Genomic DNA, 22,285 nt, shown 5'->3' with positions numbered 1-22,285 from the left:
TGCTTGTCGACGTCGACCTGGACCCCGACAACGCCGCCCAATACGGCGATCGCGTGCCGGTTGTCGTCATTGACGGCGAGGAGCTTGCCTGCTGGGAAGTGGACAACGCAGACCTTGAGGCGGCGCTCCTCGCGTAAGGGGCTATCCTTTAGTTTGATTTCCAACGCGGACTGGAGGGTTTTGTGAGTGTTCTTGTCGTGGGGATGTCGCATAGGTCTGCACCTGTGTCCCTACTAGAACGTCTCAGCATGGATACGGAGCTGCAGGAGGGGACGTCCGCGGCTCTTGTTGAGCGGCCTTCGTTGTCCGAGGCGATGATTATCTCCACCTGCAACCGTCTCGAGGTGTATGCGGTGGCCAACGCGTTCCACGCTGGTGTGGAGGACGTGTTGACGGTGCTGACGAAGGTGTCTGGGGTGGGCATCGAGGAGCTGCGTCGCTACCTGTACGTGCGGTACGCGGATGCTGCTGCGGAGCACATGTTTACTGTGGCGTCGGGGTTGGATTCGATGGTTGTGGGGGAGCAGCAGATCATCGGCCAGGTGCGTACGGCGTATGTGGATGCGGCGGAGCGTGGCACGGTGGGGCCGAATCTGCATTCGTTGGCGCAGATGGCGCTGCATACCGGCAAGCGTGTGCACACTGAGACCACTATCGACGACTCGGGCGCGTCCATGGTTACCGCCGCCTTGGATGAGGCGATGGGGCTGATGGGGATTGAAGACTTCAAGGGGAAGAAAGCTCTGGTGTTGGGGGCTGGCGCGATGAGTTCGCTGGCGGCGACGCACCTGGGCAAGCGCGGCATTGACGGGTTGGTGATTGCCAACCGCACGCGCGACCGCGCCGAGCGCCTTGCTGGACATTCCCGCGAGGCGGGCGTGCCGGCGGAGGTTGTGGATTTTGAAGACCGCTCGCACGCGATGGGTGGGGTGGACATTGTGGTGTCCGCGACGGCGGCTGACGGCTTCACCATTACGCCGGAGGACATTGCGGGTCCGGTGATGCTGGCGGACCTGTCGTTGCCGCGCGATATCGACGACGCGGTCACTGACATCGACGGCGTGCACCTGGTCAACATCGAGTATCTGCACGAGCAGATGCGTAACACGACCAACGAGGATTCGCGCGCGCTGCGTGAGGCAGAGGCGATTATCGACGAGGAAGTGAAACTGTTTTCCTCCGAGCAGCGGGTGCGTGGGGTGGCCCCGGCGGTGACGAGGCTTCGCAGAAACGCTGCGGAGATCTCTGGCCAGGAGCTGCAGAAACTTCGCACCCGGCTTCCGGATATGTCTGAGGAAGATTTTGAGCAGGTTGAGCGCACGGTCCGTAGGGTCGTGGACAAGCTGCTGCACGCGCCGACGGTGAAGATTAAGGAACTTGCGGCGGCGCAGGAGACAGTGAGTGTGGAAGAGGTAGTGACCGAACTGTTCGGGCTGGATCAGCCGGCGGTGTCGGTGGAGGCGCAGCGTCTCCCGCTGCCTGAGGAACTGCGCGGTAAGGAGAAGTAAATGTTGAAGATTGGTACTCGTGGTTCGCACTTGGCGACGACACAGGCGGGCCATGTCCGCGACGACCTTGGCGCGGTTGGCCACCCGGCTGAGTTGAAGATCGTGGTCACCCCGGGCGACCTGTCGCAGGCGCCGGTGGAGCGAATTGGCGTCGGTGTGTTCACTTCCGCGCTGCGCGACGCGCTGTTTAATGGCGAGGTGGACGTTGCCGTCCACTCGTTTAAGGACTTGCCCACGGCGTACGAGTCGCGTTCCTATCTCATCGTGCCCAAGCGTGAGGACAACCGCGAGGCGCTCATCGCCCGCGATGGGCTGACGCTGGCGGAGCTGCCGGAAGGTGCCCGCGTGGGCACGTCGGCACCTCGTCGTATTTCCCAGCTGCGCGCGATGCGTCCGGACCTGGACATTCGTCCGTTGCGTGGCAACATTGAGCGCCGCATGGGCTACGTCGAATCTGGAGAGTTGGACGCGATCATGCTTGCGTACGCAGGCTTGGTGCGCGGTGGCTACGGCGACCGGACGACCCAGATCTTCGACCCGCACGAGTTCATCCCAGCGCCCGCCCAGGGTGCACTTGCGGTCGAGTGCCGTGTCGACGATGCGGCTGGCCGCGAAGCAATCGCGAAACTTATCGACGACACCGCAACCGTCGAGGCCCGCGCCGAGCGCACCGTACTTGCCGTACTCGAGGCCGGCTGCACCGCGCCGGTGGCGGCAACCGCGCGTGCGACGGAGAACGGCATCGAGCTGCGTGCCGGTGTGTTTGCGCTGGATGGGTCCCGTTCGCTCGTGGAAGATGTCCAGGGTACGGACCCGGAGGAGATCGGTCGACGCGCTGCTGAGGCGTTGCTTGAACGCGGTGCCGCTGACGTTATGAAGTAGCGGTGGTTTTGTTCTGGGGCATATCCCTTTTATGGTGTAAATACCATACGTTCACGCCCCTCCGCGCAACGGGTCGCTTAAGCGGATCCGTCTGCGTGGGGGATGTTATTTGTGCCTAGAAGAGATTCCTCTATGACATTGCCCTCTCACACCCCCCAGCCGGGGAAGGTGATCTTCGTGGGTGCCGGACCGGGCAACCCTGAACTGCTCACGGTCCGTGCCCGCGAGGTGATGGAAGCTAACGCTATCGCACTCGTCGATCCGGAAGTGTCGGCGGGGGTCAGAAACTTCGTTGGCTCAGCATTGCCAGTGCCACAGGCCAAGCTCGACGAGGCGAAAGCCGTCTACGAGCAGATGTGCGCCGACGCGAAGGCGGCGGGTGCGCGCCGTAAGCCGCCGAAGCCGGAAGATCCGACGGCGGCGGAGCTCCAGGAGTGCGACCTGGCAGGTGAGGGCATTGTGCCGAAGCTGCGCGAGGCGCTCGACGCGGCAGCGAAGTCCATCGAGGACGGCGAGGCAGGCGATGGTGACGTGATCCGTCTGGTCGCCGGCAACCCGCTGACCCGTGATGCTGTGATGGAGGAGATCTCCGCCGTTGCAGACGCTGGCCTGGAGTTCCACGTGGTGCCGGGCATGTCCTTGCCGTCGACGGTGCCGTCCTTCGCTGGCATTGCGTTGGGTTCGACCTACACCGAGGCTGACCTGACCAACGGTCCGGTGGACTGGGATCAGTTGGCGTCTGCGCCGCAACCGTTGGTGTTCCAGGCCACCCAGGAGCACCTCGCAGAGATGGCAGAAGCGCTTATGGAGCGCGGTTTCCAAGGCGCCACTCCGGTGACGATTACGACGAACGGAACGACGCGTCTGCAGCGCACGTTTGATGCCACGTTGCAGACGGTGGGCAAGTTGGATGCGGATCTGTCGGGTGCGCTCGTCGTTACGCTTGGCACTGTTGCGGACGACCGCTCGAAGTACTCCTGGTGGGAAAACCGGCCGTTGTATGGCTGGCGAGTGCTTGTGCCGCGTGCGAAGGAGCAGGCTGGCCCGATGAACGCCCGCCTGACGCAGTACGGTGCGATCCCGCAGTCGGTGCCGACGATTTCGCTCGAGCCGCCGCGCAACCCGGCACAGATGGACCGCGCGATCAAGGGCATTGTGGAGGGACGCTACCGCTGGGTGCTGTTTACCTCTGTTAATGCCGTTGATGCGGTGTGGGACAAGTTCGAGGAGCTTGGTCTGGACGCCCGCTCGTTTGCCGGCGTGCACCTGGGCGCAGTGGGGCAGAAGACCGCTGATGCGCTGCGTGCCCGTGGCATGTACCCGGAGCTGATCCCGCACCGTACAAAGCAGAACGCTGCTGGTCTGGCGGAGATCTTCCCGGAGTATGTCGAGGATATCGACCCGGTTGGCCGTGTGCTGCTGCCGCGCGCGGACCTGGGCTCCGACGTCCTGGTCGATGGCCTGGAGGCCAAGGGGTGGGAGGTCGACGACGTTGTCGCCTACCGCACCGTGCGTGCTGCTCCGCCACCACCGGAGACGCGCGACATGATCAAGACCGGCGGGTTCGACGCCGTGTGCTTCACCTCCCCGTCGACGGTGAAGAACCTTGTGGGTATTGCCGGCAAGCCGCACGCGCGCACCATCATCGCCTGCATTGGCCCGGTGACGGAGGCGGAAGCCCGTGAGCAGGGCTTGCGTGTGGACGTCGTCCCGGAGGTCGCCGATATCCCGTCGCTCATTGACGCCTTGGCAGAGCACGTTGCTGGTCTGCGTGCGGCTGGGCAGTTGCCGCCTCCGCGCAAGAAGCGCCGGAAGTCGGCAGCGAGCAACTAGCACGGCTGGGGTCGTGTCGGGTGACGTTCTAAGATGTGGCGCATGGCAGATTTTGAGCTCACCCGACGACCACGGCGCTTGCGGCAGAACCCCGCATTGCGCACCCTGACGGCGGAGACGAGGCTGCACCCGGCCGACTTCATCCTCCCGCTGTTTATCGCAGACGGCCTTGATGCGCCGCGCGAGATTGCCTCCATGCCGGGGGTGTACCAGCACACCGAGGATTCCCTGAAGGCAATTTGCCACGAGGCGCTTGAGGCTGGTGTGCGGGCGATCGACCTGTTTGGTGTGCCGCTTGAAGCGGATAAGGACGCCACAGGCTCCATCGGTGTCGCGGAAGATGGCATTTTGAACCGCGGGATCAAGGCGCTTCGCGACGAATTCGGCGACGACCTGGTCATCATTTCCGATACGTGCCTTGATGAGTTCACCGATCACGGCCACTGTGGTGTGCTGCGTACCGATGCACACGGCAACGAGATCGTGGACAACGACAAGACGGTTGAAATCTACTGCGACCTCGCCCTGTCCCAGGCGCGCGCTGGCGCGCACATGGTCAGCCCGTCCGGCATGATGGACGGCCAGATCGGCGAGATCCGTAAGGCACTCGACCGCGAGGGCTTTGAGGACGTCATCATCATGGCGTACTCCGCGAAGTATGCCTCCAAGTTCTTTGGTCCGTTCCGCGATGCTGTCGGCTCGTCGCTGAAGGGCGATCGCCGCACCTACCAACAGGATCCCGCAAACGTGCGCGAATCCCTTTTGGAGACCGAACTGGACATCGCCGAAGGCGCAGACATTGTCATGGTCAAGCCGGCCTTGCCGTACCTGGACGTGCTGGCCAAGGTGGCAGAAATGTCGCCAGTGCCGGTGGCGGCCTACCAGGTATCCGGCGAGTACGCGATGCTCAAGGCAGCAGGCGTGAACGGTTGGATCGACTTCGAAGAGACCATGATGGAGTCGCTGGTATCCATTAAACGCGCTGGTGCGGACCAGATTCTGACCTACTACGCCATCGAAGCAGCAAAGCAGCTCAATGGTTAGCCTCCCGCCACTCAACCCGAAGAGTCCCAGCCACGTCGACGCCAGCGCCGTGGACAAGAAGACGCCGGGCGGCCCGCCGGAGGCCGTGCAGTTGATGCTGCGGTGCTGGGCAGTGATGATCGCAGGCGAGTTAATCCACCAGATTCTCTCCGTCGTATTCGCGTTCGTCGACCCGTCCGCGCTGCGGGACGCCGCCAAGCAACAAGCTAAGCAGCGTGGCGAGGAAATCTCGGACGGCCTAATCAACATGGGCGTCTACGGATCCCTGATCCTCATGACACTCATCCAGTTGGGTGTGCTGCTGTTGTTCGTGTTCGCGCTGCGCGCCGTGCGGAACAAAAGCTCCCAGGCTGGCAACGCGTACCGGCTGCTGCAGATCTTCGGGGTGTTCTTCGCCCTCCGCATGATCACGCTGTTCATGATGCAGCCCGCCTCCACCGCCATACCGGTGGTGTTCTACGGCATCGACGGTGTCGTCCAAATCATTCTGGGTGTGGCCGGCATTCTGGGCATCATCTACTCCACGGACAAAGACGCCGTGAACTGGGTAGCGCCCAAGAAGGATGCGTCGAAGAAAGACGCAGCCAAGACAGAGAAGGAACAGTAGGTCCCCAATGGCAGGCATGTTCCCCACGATGGTCTCCGACCCGAATGACAAGAACCGTAGGTACAGCGGCGAGGCCACTGAGCAGTGGCCCCGACCGCTACGTACCGCCTACTACCTGGTGGTTGCCAGTGCGGTGTTGATGATCGTCATCGGGCTGATGACCCTGGTCAAGGGCGTGCCTGGCCGGCTGCCGGATACCTGGATGATCGAAGGTGCCGACGAAGCATTGATCGAACGTTTCCGGTTCAATCTGCGCATCTTGGCGTGGGGCAACATCGCCTTGGCCATCCTGCTGTCGATGAGTGCGGCCTACTTCCATAAAGGGTCGAAGACTGCGCGAAGGATTGCAGCCGCAGGCATTGGGGCAACTGTGTTCCTCAACGTTGCCGGCTTCTTCATCGGCGTGGCTGGCTGGGCCTCCATCGTGGTGGTTGTCCTGCTTGTCGCAGCCCTGTTTGGGATGTTCCGGCCGGCGGCGAATGTGTTCGTCGATACGCGAAGTGGCGACCTGTGGAGGGGAGTTGCGTAAGTGAGCAACCACGAACACCTAGACAATTGCATCGAGGAAGCCCGCCACGCCGCACGCCAAGCAGGCATTGACCCAGGCACTGCGACGTGGGATCTGGACGGGGAACTTGTCCGCCCCAACGCCTCCTACGCCTTCGAGCTGGAGGGCATTGAGGACGGGCCCCAACTGACCGACATCGCCGAAGCACTTGAGGCGCTGCCAGGTGTGTCGGCGCGCTTGGTGTACCCGACGAAGATGGCGTGGGTCACCGCACCGGCAAGTACGCCGCTTGTGGAGCTCACCGACACCATCGAACGCTTTGGCGTCACCGCAACCGTGACCGACTCGACCCTGCAGCGTCGCGCACACGGCCGCTACTGGCAGGAACACCCGATGCCGCGCCGGGCGAAGCATCGTCGCAACGAAGAGGCAAACCTGATCGCCCGTGCGCAAGGGTTTGTGCGTCCGGTGTCGCGCCGCTCCCGCCGTGAAGGCGACGTGCTGTTTACCGCCCGCGACCTAGTCACACCGACGCGCCTTGTGGTGGCGGTGCTGCTGACCATCCCGGTGCTGCTACTCACCTACATCCCGTCGCTGGACTTCCCGGGCTGGCAGTGGGTGTGCTTCGCGCTGGCCACCCCGGTGGCGCTGTGGTGCGCATCCCCGTTCCACCGCGCCATGGCAGGCGGCGTGCGTCGCGGTATTTCGGCGCTAGACGGTGCGAGTTCGATCGCCATCCTGGCCTCCTATGTGTGGTCGTTTGCCATGCTGCTGTTTACCAGCGTCGGCGACATCGGCTACACCACCACCGGCAGCTGGATGCCACTGCGCATGTCAGACAGCCCCGAGCTGTATTTCGAAGTGTCCTGCACCGTGACCACGCTGCTGCTATTCGGCAGGTACTTCTCCATGCAGGTGCGCACCGATCTGCGCGAGGAACTCGAATCCCGCAGGCCCGGCGCCGAGGACGTCTACAACGTGGATCACCGCGACAAACGCGGCACACCCAGCCCCGAAGAGTTGCCTGCAACAGAGATCAGGCGTGGCGACGACGTCACGCTCACCGCAGGCCACATCATCCCAGTCGATGGGGAAGTGGTTGGTGGTTCCGGCCGGATTGGTGGGGAGCTCGTCGATACGCACCGCGACGAAGTCCTCAAAGTCGGCTCGATTGTCACCGCCGGCTCGGTGCTCGCCTCGGGCGAGATCAAAGTCCGCGCCGCGCGCGTCGGCCACACCACACTGCTTGCGGCGGTGCAGCGCTGGCTTGACGACGCCTCACGTCACCAAAACGCAGCCACCATGGTCTCGACTCGCTCCGCGGGCCTGCTGATCCCAACCGCCTATGTCATCGCGGTGCTCAACTTCGGACTCTGGCTGCTGTTTAACGGCAACATCAACACGGCCGCTGCGACGTCGCTGGCCATCCTGGTCGTCGTCGCACCCGTGAGTTTGGCCATCTCACCTGCACTCGCCATGCGCCAAGGCCTCGACTCCGCCGTGCGCCACGGCATGCTTGTGCGCGACGGCAACGCGCTTCGCACCCTGGCCGACACCGACATGGTCGTCTTCAACCGTGTGGGCACCCTGGTCAAACCGGAAATGCATGTGGAAACCGTCACCGCAGTACGTGGCGAAAGCACTGAACTGGTGCTGCGCATCGCCGGCGTCCTGTCTGCCGACTCGGACCACCCGGCCTCCAAAGCGATTGTGAAAGCAGCACGAGGAGCACGCGACGCCCGCTCCGGCGACCCACGCATCCCAGACTGGATCGAAGCCAACGGTGACACCTTCTCACCCGACGGCGAGTTCGGTGGACCAATTACCGCAACGTGGGGCACTGGTGAAAACGCACGCTCCGAAACGTTTGCGGCATCGCTGTGGCGCCCGACGAACCTGTCGCAACTCCACGGCAAACTCTCCGTCGCCGCCACGACTGGCGGCACACCCGTCGTCGTGCGGTGGGGTGGACGTGACCGCGGCGTGATCACGCTGTACGACCCCGCTAAAGACGACGCCATCCAGGCCATCGACCGCCTGGAATCCATGGGTGTGGAAACCGTCATGCTCACCCGCGACACCTACCCGGTGGCGCGCCGGTTCGCTGACTTCCTCGGCATCTCTCAAGTGCTTGCCGGCATTCACGGACTGGACAAACCCCATGCTGTGCGTGCACTGCACACACAAGGTTCCAACGTTGCCATGGTTGGCGACGCCTCCGTCCTGCCCACCCTGCGCGTCGCCGACTCCGGCATCCTGTTCGCCGAAGACGACCTCGCCGGCACCAAAGAGCCACGCTGGAGCGACGACGCCGAAGTCGTCCTCATCCGCGAAGACGTCATGTCCGTGCCCCAACTCATCGAGCACGCCCAACGCGTTAAACGCATCGCCAACAGCAACCTCGCCTTCGCCGTTGCGTACAACGCCACCGCAGTCGTCCTCGCCGCCGCCGGAGCCCTACCGCCCGTCGGTGCGACACTGCTCATGCTGGGCAGCTCCCTGTTCATCGAGGCGAAGTCGCGCCGGGCACGCCGGTTCAAGATCTAGGCTTTTCGCAGGTAGGCTAAGGCACTATGACTAGACGCGACCTTGTTAACGCTCCGTTCCTTGAGGCCGCCTACGGCCGCACTCCGTCCCGCACCCCGGTGTGGTTCATGCGCCAAGCCGGCCGTTCCTTGCCGGAGTACCGCAAGGTGCGAGAAGGCATTGCAATGCTGGATTCGTGCTTCATGCCGGAACTGCTCGCGGAGATCACGCTGCAGCCGGTGCGCCGCCACGACATGGACGCGGCGATCTTGTTCTCTGACATTGTGGTGCCACTGAAGGCAGCGGGTGTTGGGGTGGAGATCGTGCCGGGAACGGGCCCGGTGCTGGACGCTCCGATTCGCTCCCGTGCGGACGTAGACAACCTGCCGATCCTGGACCACACCGTGGAGGAAGTCGCCGAGGGGATCCGCATTATTCTCGACGAACTGAGCGACACCCAGGCCCTCATCGGCTTCGTAGGCGCGCCGTTCACTCTGGCCAGCTACCTCATCGAAGGCGGGCCGAGCAAGAACCACGAGAAGACCAAGGCGATGATGCACGGCGATCCGGAAACGTGGCACGCGCTCATGCGCCGCCTCGTGCCGACGATCACCGAGTTCCTCCGCACGCAGGTCGAGGCGGGCATCGACGCGATGCAACTCTTCGACTCCTGGGCGGGCTTCCTCACCGAAGCCGACTACCGCGAGTTTGTCCTGCCGTACTCGGTTGAAATCCTGGATTCAGTGGCGGGAGAGATCCCGCGCATCCACTTCGGTGTGGCCACCGGCGAGCTGCTCGGCGTCATGTCTGAGGCAGGCAGCGAGGTGATGGGTGTGGACTGGCGCGTGCCGCTGGACACCGCCGCGAAGCGTTTCGCCTCCCCGCGCGTGCTGCAGGGCAACCTGGATCCGGCGTTGCTGTTCGCCGGCACCGACGTGGTGCGCGAGGAGATTACCCGCATCAAGGGTGAGGCCGCCCGGGCAGTCGAAGCTGGCGACGCCACCGGACACATCTTCAACCTGGGCCACGGCGTACTGCCGACCACCGATGCGGACGCCATCACTGAGGCAGTGCGCATCATCCACGAGGAGATTTAATGAACATCGCCATTATCGGCGCAGGCCTTGCCGGTCTGACCGCAGCGTTCGAGCTTCGTAAACTCAGCTCGAACGAGGACACGGACGAGGCGAAAGTCGACGTTTACGAAGCCACTGACCGCATCGGCGGCAAGCTCTACACCGTCGCGTTCGAAGCCGGCCCGACCGATATGGGCGCCGAGGCATTCCTCGCACGCCGCAAGGATGCCGTCGAGTTCTTCACCGAGTTGGGTCTTGGTGATTCGCTCGTCGAGCCGTCCGGGTTGCGCTCCCTGATCTGGTCCAATGGCGAGGCCCGCGGTCTGCCTACCGGCGGCGTGATGGGCATCCCGTCTACCTCCGAAACGGTTGCGCACTTGGTCAGCGCCGAAACCGCAGCGCGTATCGACGACGAAGCTAACCGCGAAGGTTTCACCTGGGACACCGACGGCGACATGAACGTCGGCAAACTTGTGCGCGAGCGCTACGGCGACGAAGTCGTCGACGTCATCCTGTCGTCTCTGCTTGGTGGGGTCTACTCCTGTACCGCCGATGACCTGGGCGTTCGCGCCACCATCCCGCAACTGGCAGAAGAGCTCGACCGCCTCGCTGAAGCCGGCGACGGGAAGGTGCACCTGTCCACCGCCGTAGCCAACCTGGAGCGCTCTCGCGCGGAGCTGCCCACCGGCCAGGGGGCCGTCTTTAACACGTTCCGCGACGGCTACCACGAACTCTACGAAGCCCTTGCCGAACAGTCCGGGGCCGACATCTACATCGACGCGTTCATTTCACAGATCAGCCGCGAAGGCAACGGTTTCCGCCTCAAGGGTGGCGAGGACACCGTCTACGACCACGTCATCCTCGCCGTACCCGCACCGACCGCCGCGCTGCTGCTCAAGGAGGTCGCGCCGGAGGCAGCGCAGGAGCTGCAGTCGGTGAAGTTGGCCAACTCGGCAGTCGTCGGCATGCGGTTTGCCACCGACGAGGGCCTGCCGCAGAACTCGGGCGTGCTCGTTGCCACCGGTGCCGACGACGTGAAGGCCAAGGCGTTCACCTTCTCCTCGCGTAAATGGCCGCACCTCGCCGAACGTGGCGGCGCCATCGTGCGCGCAAGCTTCGGCCGCTTCGGCGACAACATCGCCCTGACCGCCACCGAAGACGACCTGGTGGACTGGGCACTCGACGACCTGAAAACCATCACTGGATTCGACGGCCGCGAGGCCGGCCTGGAGGAAATCTTCGTCCAGCGCTGGTTCGGCGGCTTGCCGCGTTTCGACGAACACCACCTCGCCACCGTGGCCAACGTCCGAAACATCATCGACAAGGTGGACGGCATCTCCGTCACCGGCGCCTGGGCGAGCGGCGTGGGGGTGCCGGCGGTAGTGGCGGACGCGCGCGTCGTCGCCAAGCAACTGCTTTAGGCATCCTCCCAGGGGTCGATGACCTCCACACCCGTGCCCTCAAAATCCTTGAGGTTGCGGGTGGCAAGCGGGGCATCGTGGGCGCGACAAATCGCGGCGATCATCGCATCGGCGTCATGGATCGGGCGCCCCATCCTTTTTCGCTCCACGACGATTTCGCCGAATGCCCAGGCAGCGTCTGTATCAAAAGCAAGGACACCGTTGCGCTGCTCGAAATTAGACAATTGCCAGAAGACAACGTGCTGAATTTCGTTCCGTCGGGCACCTGACGGCAAACTCCGAACGCCTCGGACAATCTCGCCGACTGTAATGGAAGTAATGCACTGCTTCGGGTCTGTGGTGGCTGCCCATCGTTTGACGTTTTCGTGCGGAGCCTTCCGGCAAAGCTCTGAAACAACGTTCGTATCAAGGATGATCATGACTGACCACCGCGACGGGCGGTGACCGCTTCATCCATAACACCGGCGAGGTCATCCATACCTCCCACCTCTTGGGAGAGCTCGAAAAGCTCCAAGCCAGCCTTTACAGGTCGGACTGCTTCTTCCAGAATATGACGTACCTCTGCCTCCATAGACCGTCCATTCATACTGGCCTGAAGTTTGATCTTGTGGCGTACTCTCTCGTCGACGCCACGGATAGTCAACGTGACGGTCTTCTCTGGCTTTTCAGCGGCTATGGTCTCAGCCCGACGCGTGATGCGCGTCGCTTTGCTTTTTTGGATAGCGCCCATGCTGCCTCCTTGCGATCCAAATTGTGCTGTCAAAATGCTAGCACCGATGGGCGATGCGTGGCTAGGGTCAAATGCGGGTTCTCCGCTAGGTTGATCACCTATGGAAGAACACGCCAACGAGCGCGATGCCGCCGAATTTGCCGAAGCCGCCGAAGCTGCCGGCGCTGCTGATGCCGCGGCACCCACCGAACCCGCCGAGAAGGAATGGTGGGAAGAAGAAGGCCTGCCCTGGAACGGCAAACCCACCAAAGCCGACTACTGGTGCCTTGCCTGGTTTGGCTTCGTCGGTATCTTCGGCCTGGCGATGATCCCGCTGCGTGCATGGCTGCTCGGGCTGCACCCACCGGTCCTGCTGGCACTGACCGGCTCGCGCGTCGGCGCCGCCTCCACCGGTGCGCTCGCCGCGGTGGGGGAGGCGCCCCACTGGCTGATCTACCTGCTCATCGGGTCCTTGGTGAATATCAAGTTCGACTGGATCTACTGGTGGGCCGGCAAACTCTGGGGTCGCGGCATCCTGGACGTGCAGGCGGCGAACTCGAAACGCGCGGCGAAGAACATCGCGCGCGTGGAAGGGTGGGCGATCAAGCTCGGCTGGATCGGTATCTTCCTGGCGTACGTGCCCATTCCGTTGCCGATCGCATTTGTGGTGTTCGTGTTCATGGGCATCTCGGGTATGCCGTTGTGGAAGTTCATGGTGCTGAACTTCATCTCCAAAACCCTCTGGTCGTTCCTCTACCTTGGACTGGGCTGGTGGATCGGTGAGCCGGTCGTGGAGGTCCTGGACCAGTACGCCAAGGTGGCCAACTGGGTTGCAATTGCGCTGTTGGTCGTGGTGTTTTTCGGTATCTTCCGCAACCAGTCGAAGAAGAAAGGGCGCGCCGTCGAGGCCGTGGGCAACGAGCTCGAGGCAGGCAAGTAGCGAAAATGGTCGCCAACGCAAAATAGTTCCACGCTCCCGGTTGGGGCGTGGAACTATTTTCGTTCTGGTTGCCGTCTTCCCTGGGGAAAGTGAATCTTCTTGCCCGTCGGGGTGAAGAAAGTTCCCTGAGCGGGAACTTTCTTCACTTAAAGGGCAGGGGCGAGGGGCGGAGCAAGGACAGAGGCGGGGCGACGGAGGGCAGGTGAACCCCCTACCGGTTGACCACGACGGTGGAGAAGTCCTCGTCGCCGCGGCCGGCCTCCTGCTGTTCCTCCAGGGAGGCAAGCGTTGCGGCGACGGCCGGCAGGTCCTTGTCGGCGGTGGCCAGCATGAGGCGGGCGTCCTTGGCGATGGCGTCGGCGGTGAAGTCGCCAGGCGAGGTGGAGCGCTCACCCAACAGGAATGGGCTCTTCATGTTCACGATGAACTCCAGGCCGGTGGAGCCGAGCATGTCCACGACCTGCTCCGGCGCGAGACCCTGCGACTCGCCCAAAGCCAACGCCTCCTTGAAGCCCTGGATGGTGACGGCCAGGGCCAGGTTGGCCAAGAGCTTGCCGGTGGCGGCGGCTGGGGCGGTGTCGACAACCTTCAGACGTTCCGGGTTGGCGGCGGCCCAGGGGGCGACGACGTCGGCGACGGTGGATCGTCGAGAAGCATCGGCTCCGCCGACGTAGACGCCCAACTTGCCTGCGCGGGCGGGCGGCAGGGAGCCGACTACCGGGGTGTGGACGTAGCCGGGGACGGCGGCGGCGAACTCGGCGGCGTCCTCCGGGGAGATGGTGGTGGAGTCTGCCCAGGTCACGCCCTCGGGGATGAGGGCAGGTTCGATGACGACCTCGCGGACAGTGTCCGGGCCGAACAACGACGTAATGACAAGATCCGCGCCCTTGACGGCCTCCTCCGGCGTGTCGGCGGCACGCGCGCCACGTTCGACCAGGGGAGTGGTCTTTTCGGCGGTGCGGTTCCACACGGTCAGCGAGTGGTCGTCGACAAGTTTGAGCGCGAGCTCAGTTCCCATACGGCCAAGGCCTAAAAACGCAATTTTCATATGGCCTACGATAGACAACCATGACTTCCCAGAACCCGACTTCAGGCAATACGCAGCGTTCGGCCGAATTGTTCGAGCGCGCGCAACGTTTCACACCGGGCGGGGTGAACTCGCCTGTGCGCGGGTTTGGCTCGGTTGGCGGCCAGACTCGCTTCATCCAGAGTGCGCATGGCTCGCAACTTATCGACGTCGACGGCAACAAGTACGTCGACCTCGTCTGCTCCTGGGGCCCGATGGTGCACGGCAATGCCCACCCGGAGATCATCGAGGCGGTAGAGAAGGCCCTGGTTAACGGCCTGAGCTTCGGTGCGCCGACGGAGGCTGAGATCGAGATCGCCGAGCACATCGTCTCCCGCACGTCCGTGGACGAGGTGCGCATGGTCAACTCCGGCACCGAGGCCACCATGTCCGCAGTGCGCCTCGCCCGCGGCTTTACCGGTCGCCCGAAGATTCTGAAGTTTGAGGGCTGCTACCACGGCCACGTCGATGCACTGCTGGCGTCTGCGGGCTCCGGCATTGCAACGTTCTCCCTGCCGGACTCGCCGGGTGTGACCGGTGCGCAGGCGGCGGACACCATCGTCGTGCCGTACAACGACATCGAGGCCGTCGAGCGCGCCTTCCGTGAGAACGAGGGCCAGATCGCCGCGATCATCACCGAGGCCGCCGCGGGCAACATGGGCACTGTCGCGCCGCAGAACGACTTCAACGCGAAGCTCAAGGAGGTCGCACACCTCAACGGCGCGCTGCTCATTATCGACGAAGTGATGACCGGCTTCCGCACCTCCTACTCCGGCTGGTACGGCGTGGACAACGTCGCGGGCGACCTGACTACCTTTGGCAAGGTCATCTCCGGCGGCCTGCCGGCAGCTGCGTTTGGTGGCCGCCGCGACATTATGGAGAAGCTCGCGCCGAACGGCCCTGTCTACCAGGCAGGCACCCTGTCCGGTAACCCGGTGGCCATGGCGTCCGGCCTGGCGTCGCTGCGCCTGGCCAACGAGGACATTTACCCGACGCTGAACCGCAACGCCGATACGCTTGCGCAGCTTCTTAGCGACGCCCTCACCCGCGAAGGCGTCGCCCACCACATCCAGCGCGCCGCGACCATGCTGTCCGTGCGTTTCGCTGAGGGCGAGGGCCACAACTTCGCCGATATGCAGGCTGCGGACACGTTCCGTTACGCACCGTTCTTCCACGCCCTGCTGGACGCAGGCGTGTACGCACCACCGAGCGCGTTCGAGACCTGGTTCGTCTCCACCGCGCTGACCGACGAGGACTTCGGCCGCATCGAGGACGCCCTCGGTGCCGCGGCGAAGGCAGCCGCCCAGGCGGTGGCGCCGGAGTGAGCGACGCGTTGAACCCGGGCGGGCAGTCCCGGACGATTGTGCACCTGGTACGCCACGGGGAGGTCTACAACCCGAAGAAGATCCTCTACGGGCGGATGCCGGGCTACCACTTGTCGTCGCGAGGCAAGTCCATGGCGCTGGTCACCTCGAAGTTCTTCGAGGGCCGCGACGTGACGTACCTGGCGGCGAGCCCGCTCGAGCGCGCGCAAGAAACGGCGCAACCGATCGCGGAGGTGACTGGCTGCGAGATCCAGACGCGCGAGGATATCCTCGAGGCCGGCAACACCTTCGAGGGCCTGCGCACCAAGGGCTGGCGCACCCAGTTGGCCAACCCGATCCGCTGGCGCCACATGACCAACCCGTTCAAACCGAGCTGGGGCGAGCCCTACGACGCCATCCTGGAGCGCATGTGGGACGCCGTGATCGACGCCCGCGACATCGCCGACGGCCACGAGGCGGTCATGGTCAGCCACCAGCTGCCAATTGTCATGGTGCAGCGCCAGGTGCAGGGCAAGCCGCTCGCACACATGAGCCGCCAGTGCGACCTGGCCAGCGTGACGTCACTTGTGTTTGAAGGTGGCCGTGTTGTTGACTGGGCCTACAACACCCCAGCCCAGGAGATCTAGGTAAACACCATGACGAAGAAGCGGAAGCTTATCGCCACTGCGTGCTGCGCGGCGGCGCTGGCGCTTTCGGCCTGCTCAAGCTCGTCGGCGGACCAGGGCGGAACCTTCTCGTTCCACTCCCCGGGTGGCCAGACGGAGATCACCTACGACGAGGCGGAGCGCAAGCCCCTTGCCGGTTTTGAGGGCGAGTCCCTCATGGAGCCAGACCAGACGATCGCACTGTCGGATTTTGAGAACCAGATCGTGGTGCTCAACGCCTGGGGCCAGTGGTGCGCGCCGTGCCGTGCGGAGGTGGATGACCTCGAGGAGATCCAGCAGCACCTGCAGGCCAACGGGCAGGGCACCGTGCTGGGCATCAACGTGCGCGACTCCAATGCGGAGATTGCCCGGGACTTCGTCAAAGACAACGGCGTGACCTACCCGTCCATCTACGACCCGCCGTTTAAGACCGCCGCCTCGCTCGGTGGCGTGCCGTCCTCGGTGATCCCGACCACGATCGTGCTGGACAAGCAACACCGTCCGGCCGCGGTGTTCCTACGCGGGGTGACTGCGGATGACTTGATCGAGGTCGTCGACCGTCTCGCCGGGGAGGCTTAGGTGGGCCTTGCCGACATCGTCACCGACGGCCCGCTGCTGTTCGGCCTGCTTGCTGCCGCGCTGGCCGGGTTGGTGTCGTTCGCATCCCCGTGCGTGATCCCGCTGGTGCCGGGCTACATCTCGTATCTGACCGGCGTGGTCGGCGGCGAGATGACCATGGACGACAAAGGCCCGCGCGTGGCCCGCAAACACTGGGCGGTCGCCGGTGCGGCTACGTTGTTCGTCGCCGGGTTCACGGTTGTGTTCCTGCTGGCCACGGTCACGGTGTTCGGCGCGGCCAGCGCGATCGCGCTCAACGCCCAGACGCTCACCCGCATCGGCGGGGTGGTCACCATCCTCATGGGCCTGGTGTTCATGGGTGCGGTGCCGGCGCTGCAAAACGACACCCGCATGCAGCCCAAAAAGTGGACCACGATCCTTGGCGCGCCGCTGCTCGGCGGTGTGTTCGCGCTGGGGTGGACGCCGTGTTTGGGGCCGACGTTGGCGTCGATCATCTCGGTGTCGGTTGGCACCCAGGGGCTTACCGCAGCCCGCGGCGTGCTGCTTGTCGTCGCGTATTGCATCGGCCTAGGCCTGCCATTTCTGCTGGTGGCGTTGGGGTCGTCGAAAGCTGTGCGCTCCATCGACTTTCTAAGCAAGCATTCGCGCGCCATCCAGATCGCAGGCGGCATCGCCATGATCCTCGTCGGGCTTATGCTGCTCACCGGCGCATGGGACGCGTTCATCGGCTGGTCGCGCCAACTCGTCGACGGTTTCGGAAGGACGATCATCTAAATGAAGACGGCACAAACCTGGCTGCGCAAGGCGTGGCACTGGCTCACCAGCATGCGCACCGCACTCATGCTGCTGTTCATCCTCGCGCTCGCGTCCGTGCCGGGTGCTCTGCTGCCGCAGCGCCAAGTCAGCGCAACGCTTGTCGACGACTACCTGCGCGCCAACCCCACCATGGGGCCCATCTACGACCGCCTGCAGCTCTTCGACGTCTTCAACTCCACCTGGTTTGTTGCCATCGTGCTGTTGCTGGTCATCTCCCTGATCGGCTGCATCATCCCGCGCTCCATGGACCACTGGCGGGCCTACAACGCCAAGCCGACCCGCGCTCCGCGCTACCTGTCCCGCATGCCAATGCATACGGAGGGTGTGGTTGAGGGGGACGAGGGGGTCGTCGCAAAGCAAGTGCGCGACAAGCTCAAGCGCTGGCACGTCGCCGAATACCAACCCGACGAAGACCGCGCGGGCGTGTTCTCCATCTCGGCGGAACGCGGCTACACGCGTGAGTTGATGAACCTGATTTTCCACATCGGCATCGTCGGCATGATCGTCGCCTTCGCCGCAGGCCGCATGGTGTTTTACGAGGGCCAGACCATCGTGATCACCAATTCCGAGCACGAAAACGCCATCCCCGTCGAACAGTCGCGCGTGTTCTGTAACACCTCGCCCGCCAACTTCGACGTGTTCCGCGCCGGGCCATTTTTCGACGGCACCGGCCTGACCCCCTTCTGCTTCGAATCACAAGACTTCAAGGCGAAATACCTCAACAACGGCCAAGCCAACGAGTTCTCCTCGGACGTGACCTACACCGACGACCTCAACGCGCCGCAGGACGAATGGGATCGCGCCACTCTGACCGTCAACGGCCCGCTGCGCATCAACGGCGACCGCATCTACCTGCAAGGCCACGGCTTCGCCCCGCAGATCACCATCACCTGGCCGAACGGGGAGACCCGTACCCAGATGGTGCAGTTCCGCCCCACGGACGTGACCACGTTCCTGTCGTCTGGCGTGATGCGTTTCGATCCACCGGCCGGCATGTACCCGGATTTGGGGGAGCGCCGCAAGAACCAGATCGCCATCGAGGGCAACTTCGCGCCCACCGCCAACTGGACCGGCCCGAACGGCGACCAGTTGCAGTCCGCCTTCCCCACGATGGATGACCCGGCGATTTCCGTCGACGTCTACGTCGGTGACGCCGGCCTGGATACCGGCCGCCCGCAGAACATCTTCACGCTCGACCAGGCGCTCGTCGCCGAAGGCCTGCTGCAGAAAGTCACCCGCGTCCAGCTGACCCCGGGCTCCGAAGCCACCGTGGACACCGACGGCGGCGAGGTGAAGGTGCGTTTCGACGGCGCCGCCGAATACGCCAACTACCAAATCTCGCGCGACACCACCCAGATCTGGGCGCTGATCGCCTCCACCGTCATGCTGCTCGCACTCGCCGGCTCGCTGGCGATTAAACGCCGCCGCATCTGGGTCCGCCTGCACCCGTCCGACACGCCGGGCCACACCGTCGTGGAGATCGCCGGCCTCGCCCGCACAGACCGCGCGGGGTGGGGACGCGAGTTCGACGAGCTCGCAGCAGAGCTTCTTAGCGACGATTCACACCTCGAACGTCGCGAAGACGAAGAAGAATTTGACCCCTATGACCTTGGAAAATAGGTGCCCGGTGGAGTAGGTTAAGACCTATGCTTGTCAACACCACCATGGCGGAGCTGTCCGACCTGACATTCCGCACCGCATTCATCATCTACATCGTGGCGCTGATCATGTCCTTCATCTACTACGGACGCGTCACGGCAGTCATCGACGTCCGCCGCGAAGCCCTGGCGGAGAAGGCCGAAAAGGCAGAGAAGAAGGTGTTGGTGGGAGCTGGCGGGCCGGATGTCGTCGATACGCAATCGGCGCTCGACGACTCGGAATACACCGCCAAGGTGGCCAGCGCCCGCAAGTGGGCCGGCATGACCCAGGCGCTGGTCTGGGTGGGCGTGGCGCTGCACGTGGTGGCGTTTATCACCCGTGGCCTCGGCGCGAAGCGTTTCCCGCTGGGCAACCTGTACGAATACATCCTGTTCATGACCGCCGTGATCATGGTCGTTGCCGCCGTGGTGGTGCAGCGCAAGGGCTGGCACACCATCTGGCCGTGGCTGCTGTTCCCAATGGTCATCGCGATGTTCCTCAACTCCACGGTGTTCCACATGCAGGCCGCCCCGGTGGTGCCGGCGCTGCAGTCCTACTGGCTGCCGGTCCACGTGTCCTCCGCGGCGATCGGCGCATCCATCGGCCTGGTCTCCGGCGCGTTCGCCCTGCTGTACCTGCTGCGCATGTGGCAGCCCCGCGGCGGGGAGCACGGCTTCTTCGGCGCCATTGCGCGCCCGCTGCCGTCCGCGAAGACGCTCGACCAAATCGCCTACAAGACCGCCGTGGTCACCCTGCCGCTGTTCGGCATCGGCATCGTCTTCGGCGCCATCTGGGCCGAGGTAGCCTGGGGTCGCTTCTGGGGTTGGGACGCGAAGGAAACCGTGTCCATGATCACCTGGATCCTCTATGCCGCCTACCTCCACGCCCGCGCTACCGCCGGCTGGAAGTCCACCGCAGCGGCGTGGATTAATGTGTTCGCCATGGCGATGACAATCTTTAACATGACCTACGTCAACACCGTGATCGCGGGTCTGCACTCCTACGCAGGGCTGAACTAGTGAAGGTGCTGATCACCGGCGGTGCCGGTTACATCGGGTCCACAATTGCGTCCTGCTGCGATGATGCCGGCATCACGCCGGTAATTCTGGACGACTTCTCCACCGGCCTGCGCACCTTCGGCGAACGCTTCGACTGCTACGAGGGCGACGTCGCTGATGTCGCCTTGCTCGAGCGCGTGTTCACGGACCATCCCGATATCTTCGCGGTGATCCACTGCGCCGCCAAGATCGTCGTCCCCGAGTCCGTCGAGCGCCCCCTGTTGTACTACGACAACAACGTGGCCAAATCCATCACGCTGCTGTCCGTCATGGAGCGTTTCGGCGTGCGCCGCTTCATCCTGTCGTCCACCGCGTCCATGTACGAGCCGGGCCCCGACTACATGGTCGACGAAACCAGCCCTGTCGACCCGCAAAGCCCCTACTCCGCGTCGAAGTGGTTGTTGGAGCGAGTGCTTCGCGACGACACCGCCACCGGCCACCTCAACGCCATCGCCCTGCGCTACTTCAACCCCATCGGCGCCGACCCGGCCCTGCGCACAGGCCTGCAGAACCCGGTCCCGTCCCATGCGTTGGGCAAGATGATCTCCGCCTACCGCGCCGGCGAGACCTTCACCGTCACCGGCGTTGATTGGCCGACCCGCGACGGCTCCGGCCTGCGCGACTACATCCACGTTTGGGACCTCGCCCGCGCCCACGTCGCCTGCCTGCAGCGTTTCGACGACATCTCCACCGGCTACGACGTCATCAACCTCGGCACCGGCCAGGGCACCACCGTCTTCGAACTCGCCGAGGCCTTCGGTGAGGCCACCGGCACCCCACTGTCCGTGGCCACCGGCCCGGCCCGCCCCGGCGACGTAGTCGGCTGCGCTACCCGCACCGACAAAGCCCACGACGTGTTGGGCTGGATCCCCGAACGCTCCATCGCCGACGGGGTGCGCGACTCCCTGGCCTGGTCTGAGAAACTCCCCGCCGTTCTGGAACACGAGGCCAACCGATGACCAAACCCCGCAACAAGCAGGGTAAACCCGCCAGTGACGATCCGGTGCTTATCGCCCTCGGCGAGCAAATCGCCTCCCGGCGTCGCGCTTCGGGGCGTTTGCAGCAGGACGTCGCCGACGCCGCCGGCGTGTCCCGCTCCACCCTGCACACCATCGAGCACGGCGGCGCCGGCGTTCGGTGGGAGAAGGTCATCTCGGTGGCCCACACCCTGGGCCTGAAGGTTGTCCTGGCGGAGTCGGACTGACACTTTCTGCCGGAATCTGTCAGCGCACCGCATTGCGCCTGGTCAGAAATCGGCCCTGACAGATTTCGCAAAATCTGTCAGGGAGGGACAAATAGTTCCACGCCCGCGCCGGAACCCGGGAACTATTTGCGCGATCTCAAAAACCGACCTGGGGGAAGTGAAATATTTCTCCTCCCAAACCCAAGAAAGTTCCCGGGCGGGGAACTATTTGCAAACCCGCCCCTAGTCCAGTTCACCGCGGCGCCGGCGGCGTTCTTCATCCTCGCGGCGCTTGCGTTCGGCTTCTTCGCGGGCGCGGCGCTCCTTGAACCGGTTCTTCTCGATGTTCCAGAGGAACTCTTCGTCATCGTCAGGACCTTTAATGACCGGCTTTTGGGGTTCCTGGAGGCCGCGCTGGCTGCCGTAGCGCTGCGCGGAGCCGGGGCCGAACGCTTTCCACATGAGGATGACGGCCAGGATGATCAATGCAAGGAGTAGCAATCTTCCCATGGTTTTAAACATACTTGCCCGCCGGTTAGGGTTAGCCATGTGAATGAGGAAACTTCTCCGCAGGTAGATCCGCAGGCTAAGTCGCGCGCGAATAGGGCGGTCGCGGTGTATGGCGTGTTGCGGTTGGTGTTGTTCATTGCGCTGACGGTTGTGATTCAGCTCTTTGCAGTGCTTATCGACGCCCCCGTGCCCGTCATCATGTCCGCCCTCCTTGCCCTTATCGTGGCGTTCCCGCTGTCCATGCTGGTGTTTAAGCGCCAGCGGTTGGAGGCGAACGCGGCGGTGGCGGAGCTGAAGCGTCAGCGCGATGCTCGCAAGGAGTGGATCCAGAGCGAGCTCGCGGACCGCTAGAGGCGCCGGCAGCGCAGCGCGGACAGCCGGCGCGAGCAGCCAGAGCGCCGGCGCGAGCAGC

Annotated in this window: 24 protein-coding genes; 20 read left to right on the top strand and 4 right to left on the bottom strand. The window is 64.0% G+C overall.

What is annotated here, in order from left to right:
• From HMPREF2617_RS06425 to HMPREF2617_RS06380, 10 genes are all read left to right on the top strand, one after another.
• Positions 1-137 (top strand): glutaredoxin family protein (locus HMPREF2617_RS06425; protein ID WP_210400832.1); only part of this gene is annotated, 137 nt, incomplete at its 5' end.
• Positions 138-182: 45 nt separating this feature from the next.
• Positions 183-1,508 (top strand): glutamyl-tRNA reductase, encoded by a 1,326-nt coding sequence (locus tag HMPREF2617_RS06420; RefSeq protein ID WP_083291877.1) that lies wholly within the window; start codon positions 183-185, stop codon positions 1,506-1,508.
• The gene (gene hemC, locus HMPREF2617_RS06415; protein WP_070569743.1) at positions 1,509-2,390 is read left to right on the top strand and encodes a hydroxymethylbilane synthase; all 882 of its coding nucleotides are present in this window, start codon (positions 1,509-1,511) and stop codon (positions 2,388-2,390) included.
• Between the two features lie 132 nt (positions 2,391-2,522).
• Complete coding sequence (locus HMPREF2617_RS06410) at positions 2,523-4,223, top strand: bifunctional uroporphyrinogen-III C-methyltransferase/uroporphyrinogen-III synthase (RefSeq protein ID WP_070569741.1); 1,701 nt, start codon at positions 2,523-2,525, stop codon at positions 4,221-4,223.
• Positions 4,224-4,265: 42 nt separating this feature from the next.
• Positions 4,266-5,267, top strand: coding sequence for a porphobilinogen synthase (gene hemB / locus HMPREF2617_RS06405; RefSeq protein WP_371325692.1), 1,002 nt, complete (start codon positions 4,266-4,268; stop codon positions 5,265-5,267).
• Positions 5,260-5,874 (top strand): hypothetical protein, encoded by a 615-nt coding sequence (locus tag HMPREF2617_RS06400; RefSeq protein ID WP_070482068.1) that lies wholly within the window; start codon positions 5,260-5,262, stop codon positions 5,872-5,874. Before hemB ends, HMPREF2617_RS06400 begins: the two co-directional genes overlap by 8 nt.
• Before the next feature lie 7 nt (positions 5,875-5,881).
• On the top strand, positions 5,882-6,403 hold the full coding sequence (locus HMPREF2617_RS06395) for a hypothetical protein (RefSeq protein WP_070449659.1): 522 nt from the start codon (positions 5,882-5,884) through the stop codon (positions 6,401-6,403).
• Complete coding sequence (locus HMPREF2617_RS06390) at positions 6,404-8,929, top strand: heavy metal translocating P-type ATPase (protein WP_070840345.1); 2,526 nt, start codon at positions 6,404-6,406, stop codon at positions 8,927-8,929. It abuts the gene before it with no gap.
• 26 nt (positions 8,930-8,955) lie between these two features.
• Positions 8,956-10,005, top strand: coding sequence for a uroporphyrinogen decarboxylase (hemE, locus tag HMPREF2617_RS06385; RefSeq protein WP_070840344.1), 1,050 nt, complete (start codon positions 8,956-8,958; stop codon positions 10,003-10,005).
• A complete protein-coding gene (locus HMPREF2617_RS06380; RefSeq protein WP_070840343.1) occupies positions 10,005-11,405 on the top strand; it encodes a protoporphyrinogen oxidase in 1,401 nt (466 codons plus the stop codon). The genes hemE and HMPREF2617_RS06380 overlap by 1 nt, the downstream gene beginning before the upstream one ends.
• Here the strand turns inward: HMPREF2617_RS06380 and HMPREF2617_RS06375 are convergent.
• Entirely contained in the window at positions 11,402-11,824 is a 423-nt protein-coding gene (locus HMPREF2617_RS06375) for a type II toxin-antitoxin system VapC family toxin (protein WP_070421713.1), read from the bottom strand. The two genes, HMPREF2617_RS06380 and HMPREF2617_RS06375, sit on opposite strands and share 4 nt — an antisense overlap.
• Positions 11,821-12,135 (bottom strand): FitA-like ribbon-helix-helix domain-containing protein, encoded by a 315-nt coding sequence (locus tag HMPREF2617_RS06370; RefSeq protein ID WP_141763023.1) that lies wholly within the window; start codon positions 12,133-12,135, stop codon positions 11,821-11,823. Before HMPREF2617_RS06370 ends, HMPREF2617_RS06375 begins: the two co-directional genes overlap by 4 nt.
• Before the next feature lie 100 nt (positions 12,136-12,235).
• Here HMPREF2617_RS06370 and HMPREF2617_RS06365 point away from each other — a divergent pair, with 100 nt between their 5' ends.
• Complete coding sequence (locus HMPREF2617_RS06365) at positions 12,236-13,054, top strand: DedA family protein (RefSeq protein WP_070840342.1); 819 nt, start codon at positions 12,236-12,238, stop codon at positions 13,052-13,054.
• Between the two features lie 211 nt (positions 13,055-13,265).
• Here the strand turns inward: HMPREF2617_RS06365 and HMPREF2617_RS06360 are convergent, their stop codons facing one another.
• Positions 13,266-14,102, bottom strand: a complete 837-nt coding sequence (locus HMPREF2617_RS06360) for an NAD(P)-dependent oxidoreductase (protein WP_070840341.1) — start codon at positions 14,100-14,102, stop codon at positions 13,266-13,268.
• A 20-nt stretch (positions 14,103-14,122) separates the two neighbouring features.
• Between HMPREF2617_RS06360 and hemL the strand changes: the two genes are divergently transcribed.
• From hemL to HMPREF2617_RS06320, 8 genes are read left to right on the top strand one after another with little or no spacing between them, the layout of a single operon-like run.
• The gene (gene hemL / locus HMPREF2617_RS06355; RefSeq protein WP_070840340.1) at positions 14,123-15,445 is read left to right on the top strand and encodes a glutamate-1-semialdehyde 2,1-aminomutase; all 1,323 of its coding nucleotides are present in this window, start codon (positions 14,123-14,125) and stop codon (positions 15,443-15,445) included.
• Positions 15,442-16,071, top strand: coding sequence for a histidine phosphatase family protein (locus tag HMPREF2617_RS06350; RefSeq protein WP_246821709.1), 630 nt, complete (start codon positions 15,442-15,444; stop codon positions 16,069-16,071). Before hemL ends, HMPREF2617_RS06350 begins: the two co-directional genes overlap by 4 nt.
• Before the next feature lie 9 nt (positions 16,072-16,080).
• Positions 16,081-16,668, top strand: coding sequence for a TlpA family protein disulfide reductase (locus HMPREF2617_RS12185; RefSeq protein ID WP_070815671.1), 588 nt, complete (start codon positions 16,081-16,083; stop codon positions 16,666-16,668).
• On the top strand, positions 16,669-17,442 hold the full coding sequence (locus HMPREF2617_RS12180; protein ID WP_070449639.1) for a cytochrome c biogenesis CcdA family protein: 774 nt from the start codon (positions 16,669-16,671) through the stop codon (positions 17,440-17,442). It begins immediately after the preceding gene.
• The gene (locus HMPREF2617_RS06335) at positions 17,443-19,104 is read left to right on the top strand and encodes a cytochrome c biogenesis protein ResB (RefSeq protein ID WP_070840339.1); all 1,662 of its coding nucleotides are present in this window, start codon (positions 17,443-17,445) and stop codon (positions 19,102-19,104) included.
• 26 nt (positions 19,105-19,130) lie between these two features.
• Entirely contained in the window at positions 19,131-20,141 is a 1,011-nt protein-coding gene (gene ccsB, locus HMPREF2617_RS06330) for a c-type cytochrome biogenesis protein CcsB (RefSeq protein WP_070840338.1), read from the top strand.
• Entirely contained in the window at positions 20,141-21,139 is a 999-nt protein-coding gene (gene galE / locus HMPREF2617_RS06325) for a UDP-glucose 4-epimerase GalE (protein ID WP_070840337.1), read from the top strand. The genes ccsB and galE overlap by 1 nt, the downstream gene beginning before the upstream one ends.
• A complete protein-coding gene (locus HMPREF2617_RS06320; RefSeq protein ID WP_070421722.1) occupies positions 21,136-21,384 on the top strand; it encodes a helix-turn-helix domain-containing protein in 249 nt (82 codons plus the stop codon). The genes galE and HMPREF2617_RS06320 overlap by 4 nt, the downstream gene beginning before the upstream one ends.
• A gap of 222 nt (positions 21,385-21,606) precedes the next feature.
• Here HMPREF2617_RS06320 and HMPREF2617_RS06315 read toward each other — a convergent pair whose 3' ends face one another.
• Entirely contained in the window at positions 21,607-21,873 is a 267-nt protein-coding gene (locus HMPREF2617_RS06315) for a hypothetical protein (protein ID WP_070421775.1), read from the bottom strand.
• A gap of 39 nt (positions 21,874-21,912) precedes the next feature.
• Between HMPREF2617_RS06315 and HMPREF2617_RS06310 the strand changes: the two genes are divergently transcribed.
• The gene (locus HMPREF2617_RS06310) at positions 21,913-22,224 is read left to right on the top strand and encodes a DUF4229 domain-containing protein (RefSeq protein WP_070421723.1); all 312 of its coding nucleotides are present in this window, start codon (positions 21,913-21,915) and stop codon (positions 22,222-22,224) included.
• Positions 22,225-22,285: the final 61 nt, after the last annotated feature.

Origin of the sequence: Corynebacterium sp. HMSC070H05 (genome assembly GCF_001837615.1) — a bacterium.
Lineage (GTDB): Bacteria > Actinomycetota > Actinomycetes > Mycobacteriales > Mycobacteriaceae > Corynebacterium > Corynebacterium coyleae.
Note: the sequence above shows the minus strand (reverse complement) of the source record. Positions and strands in the feature narration are given on the sequence as shown.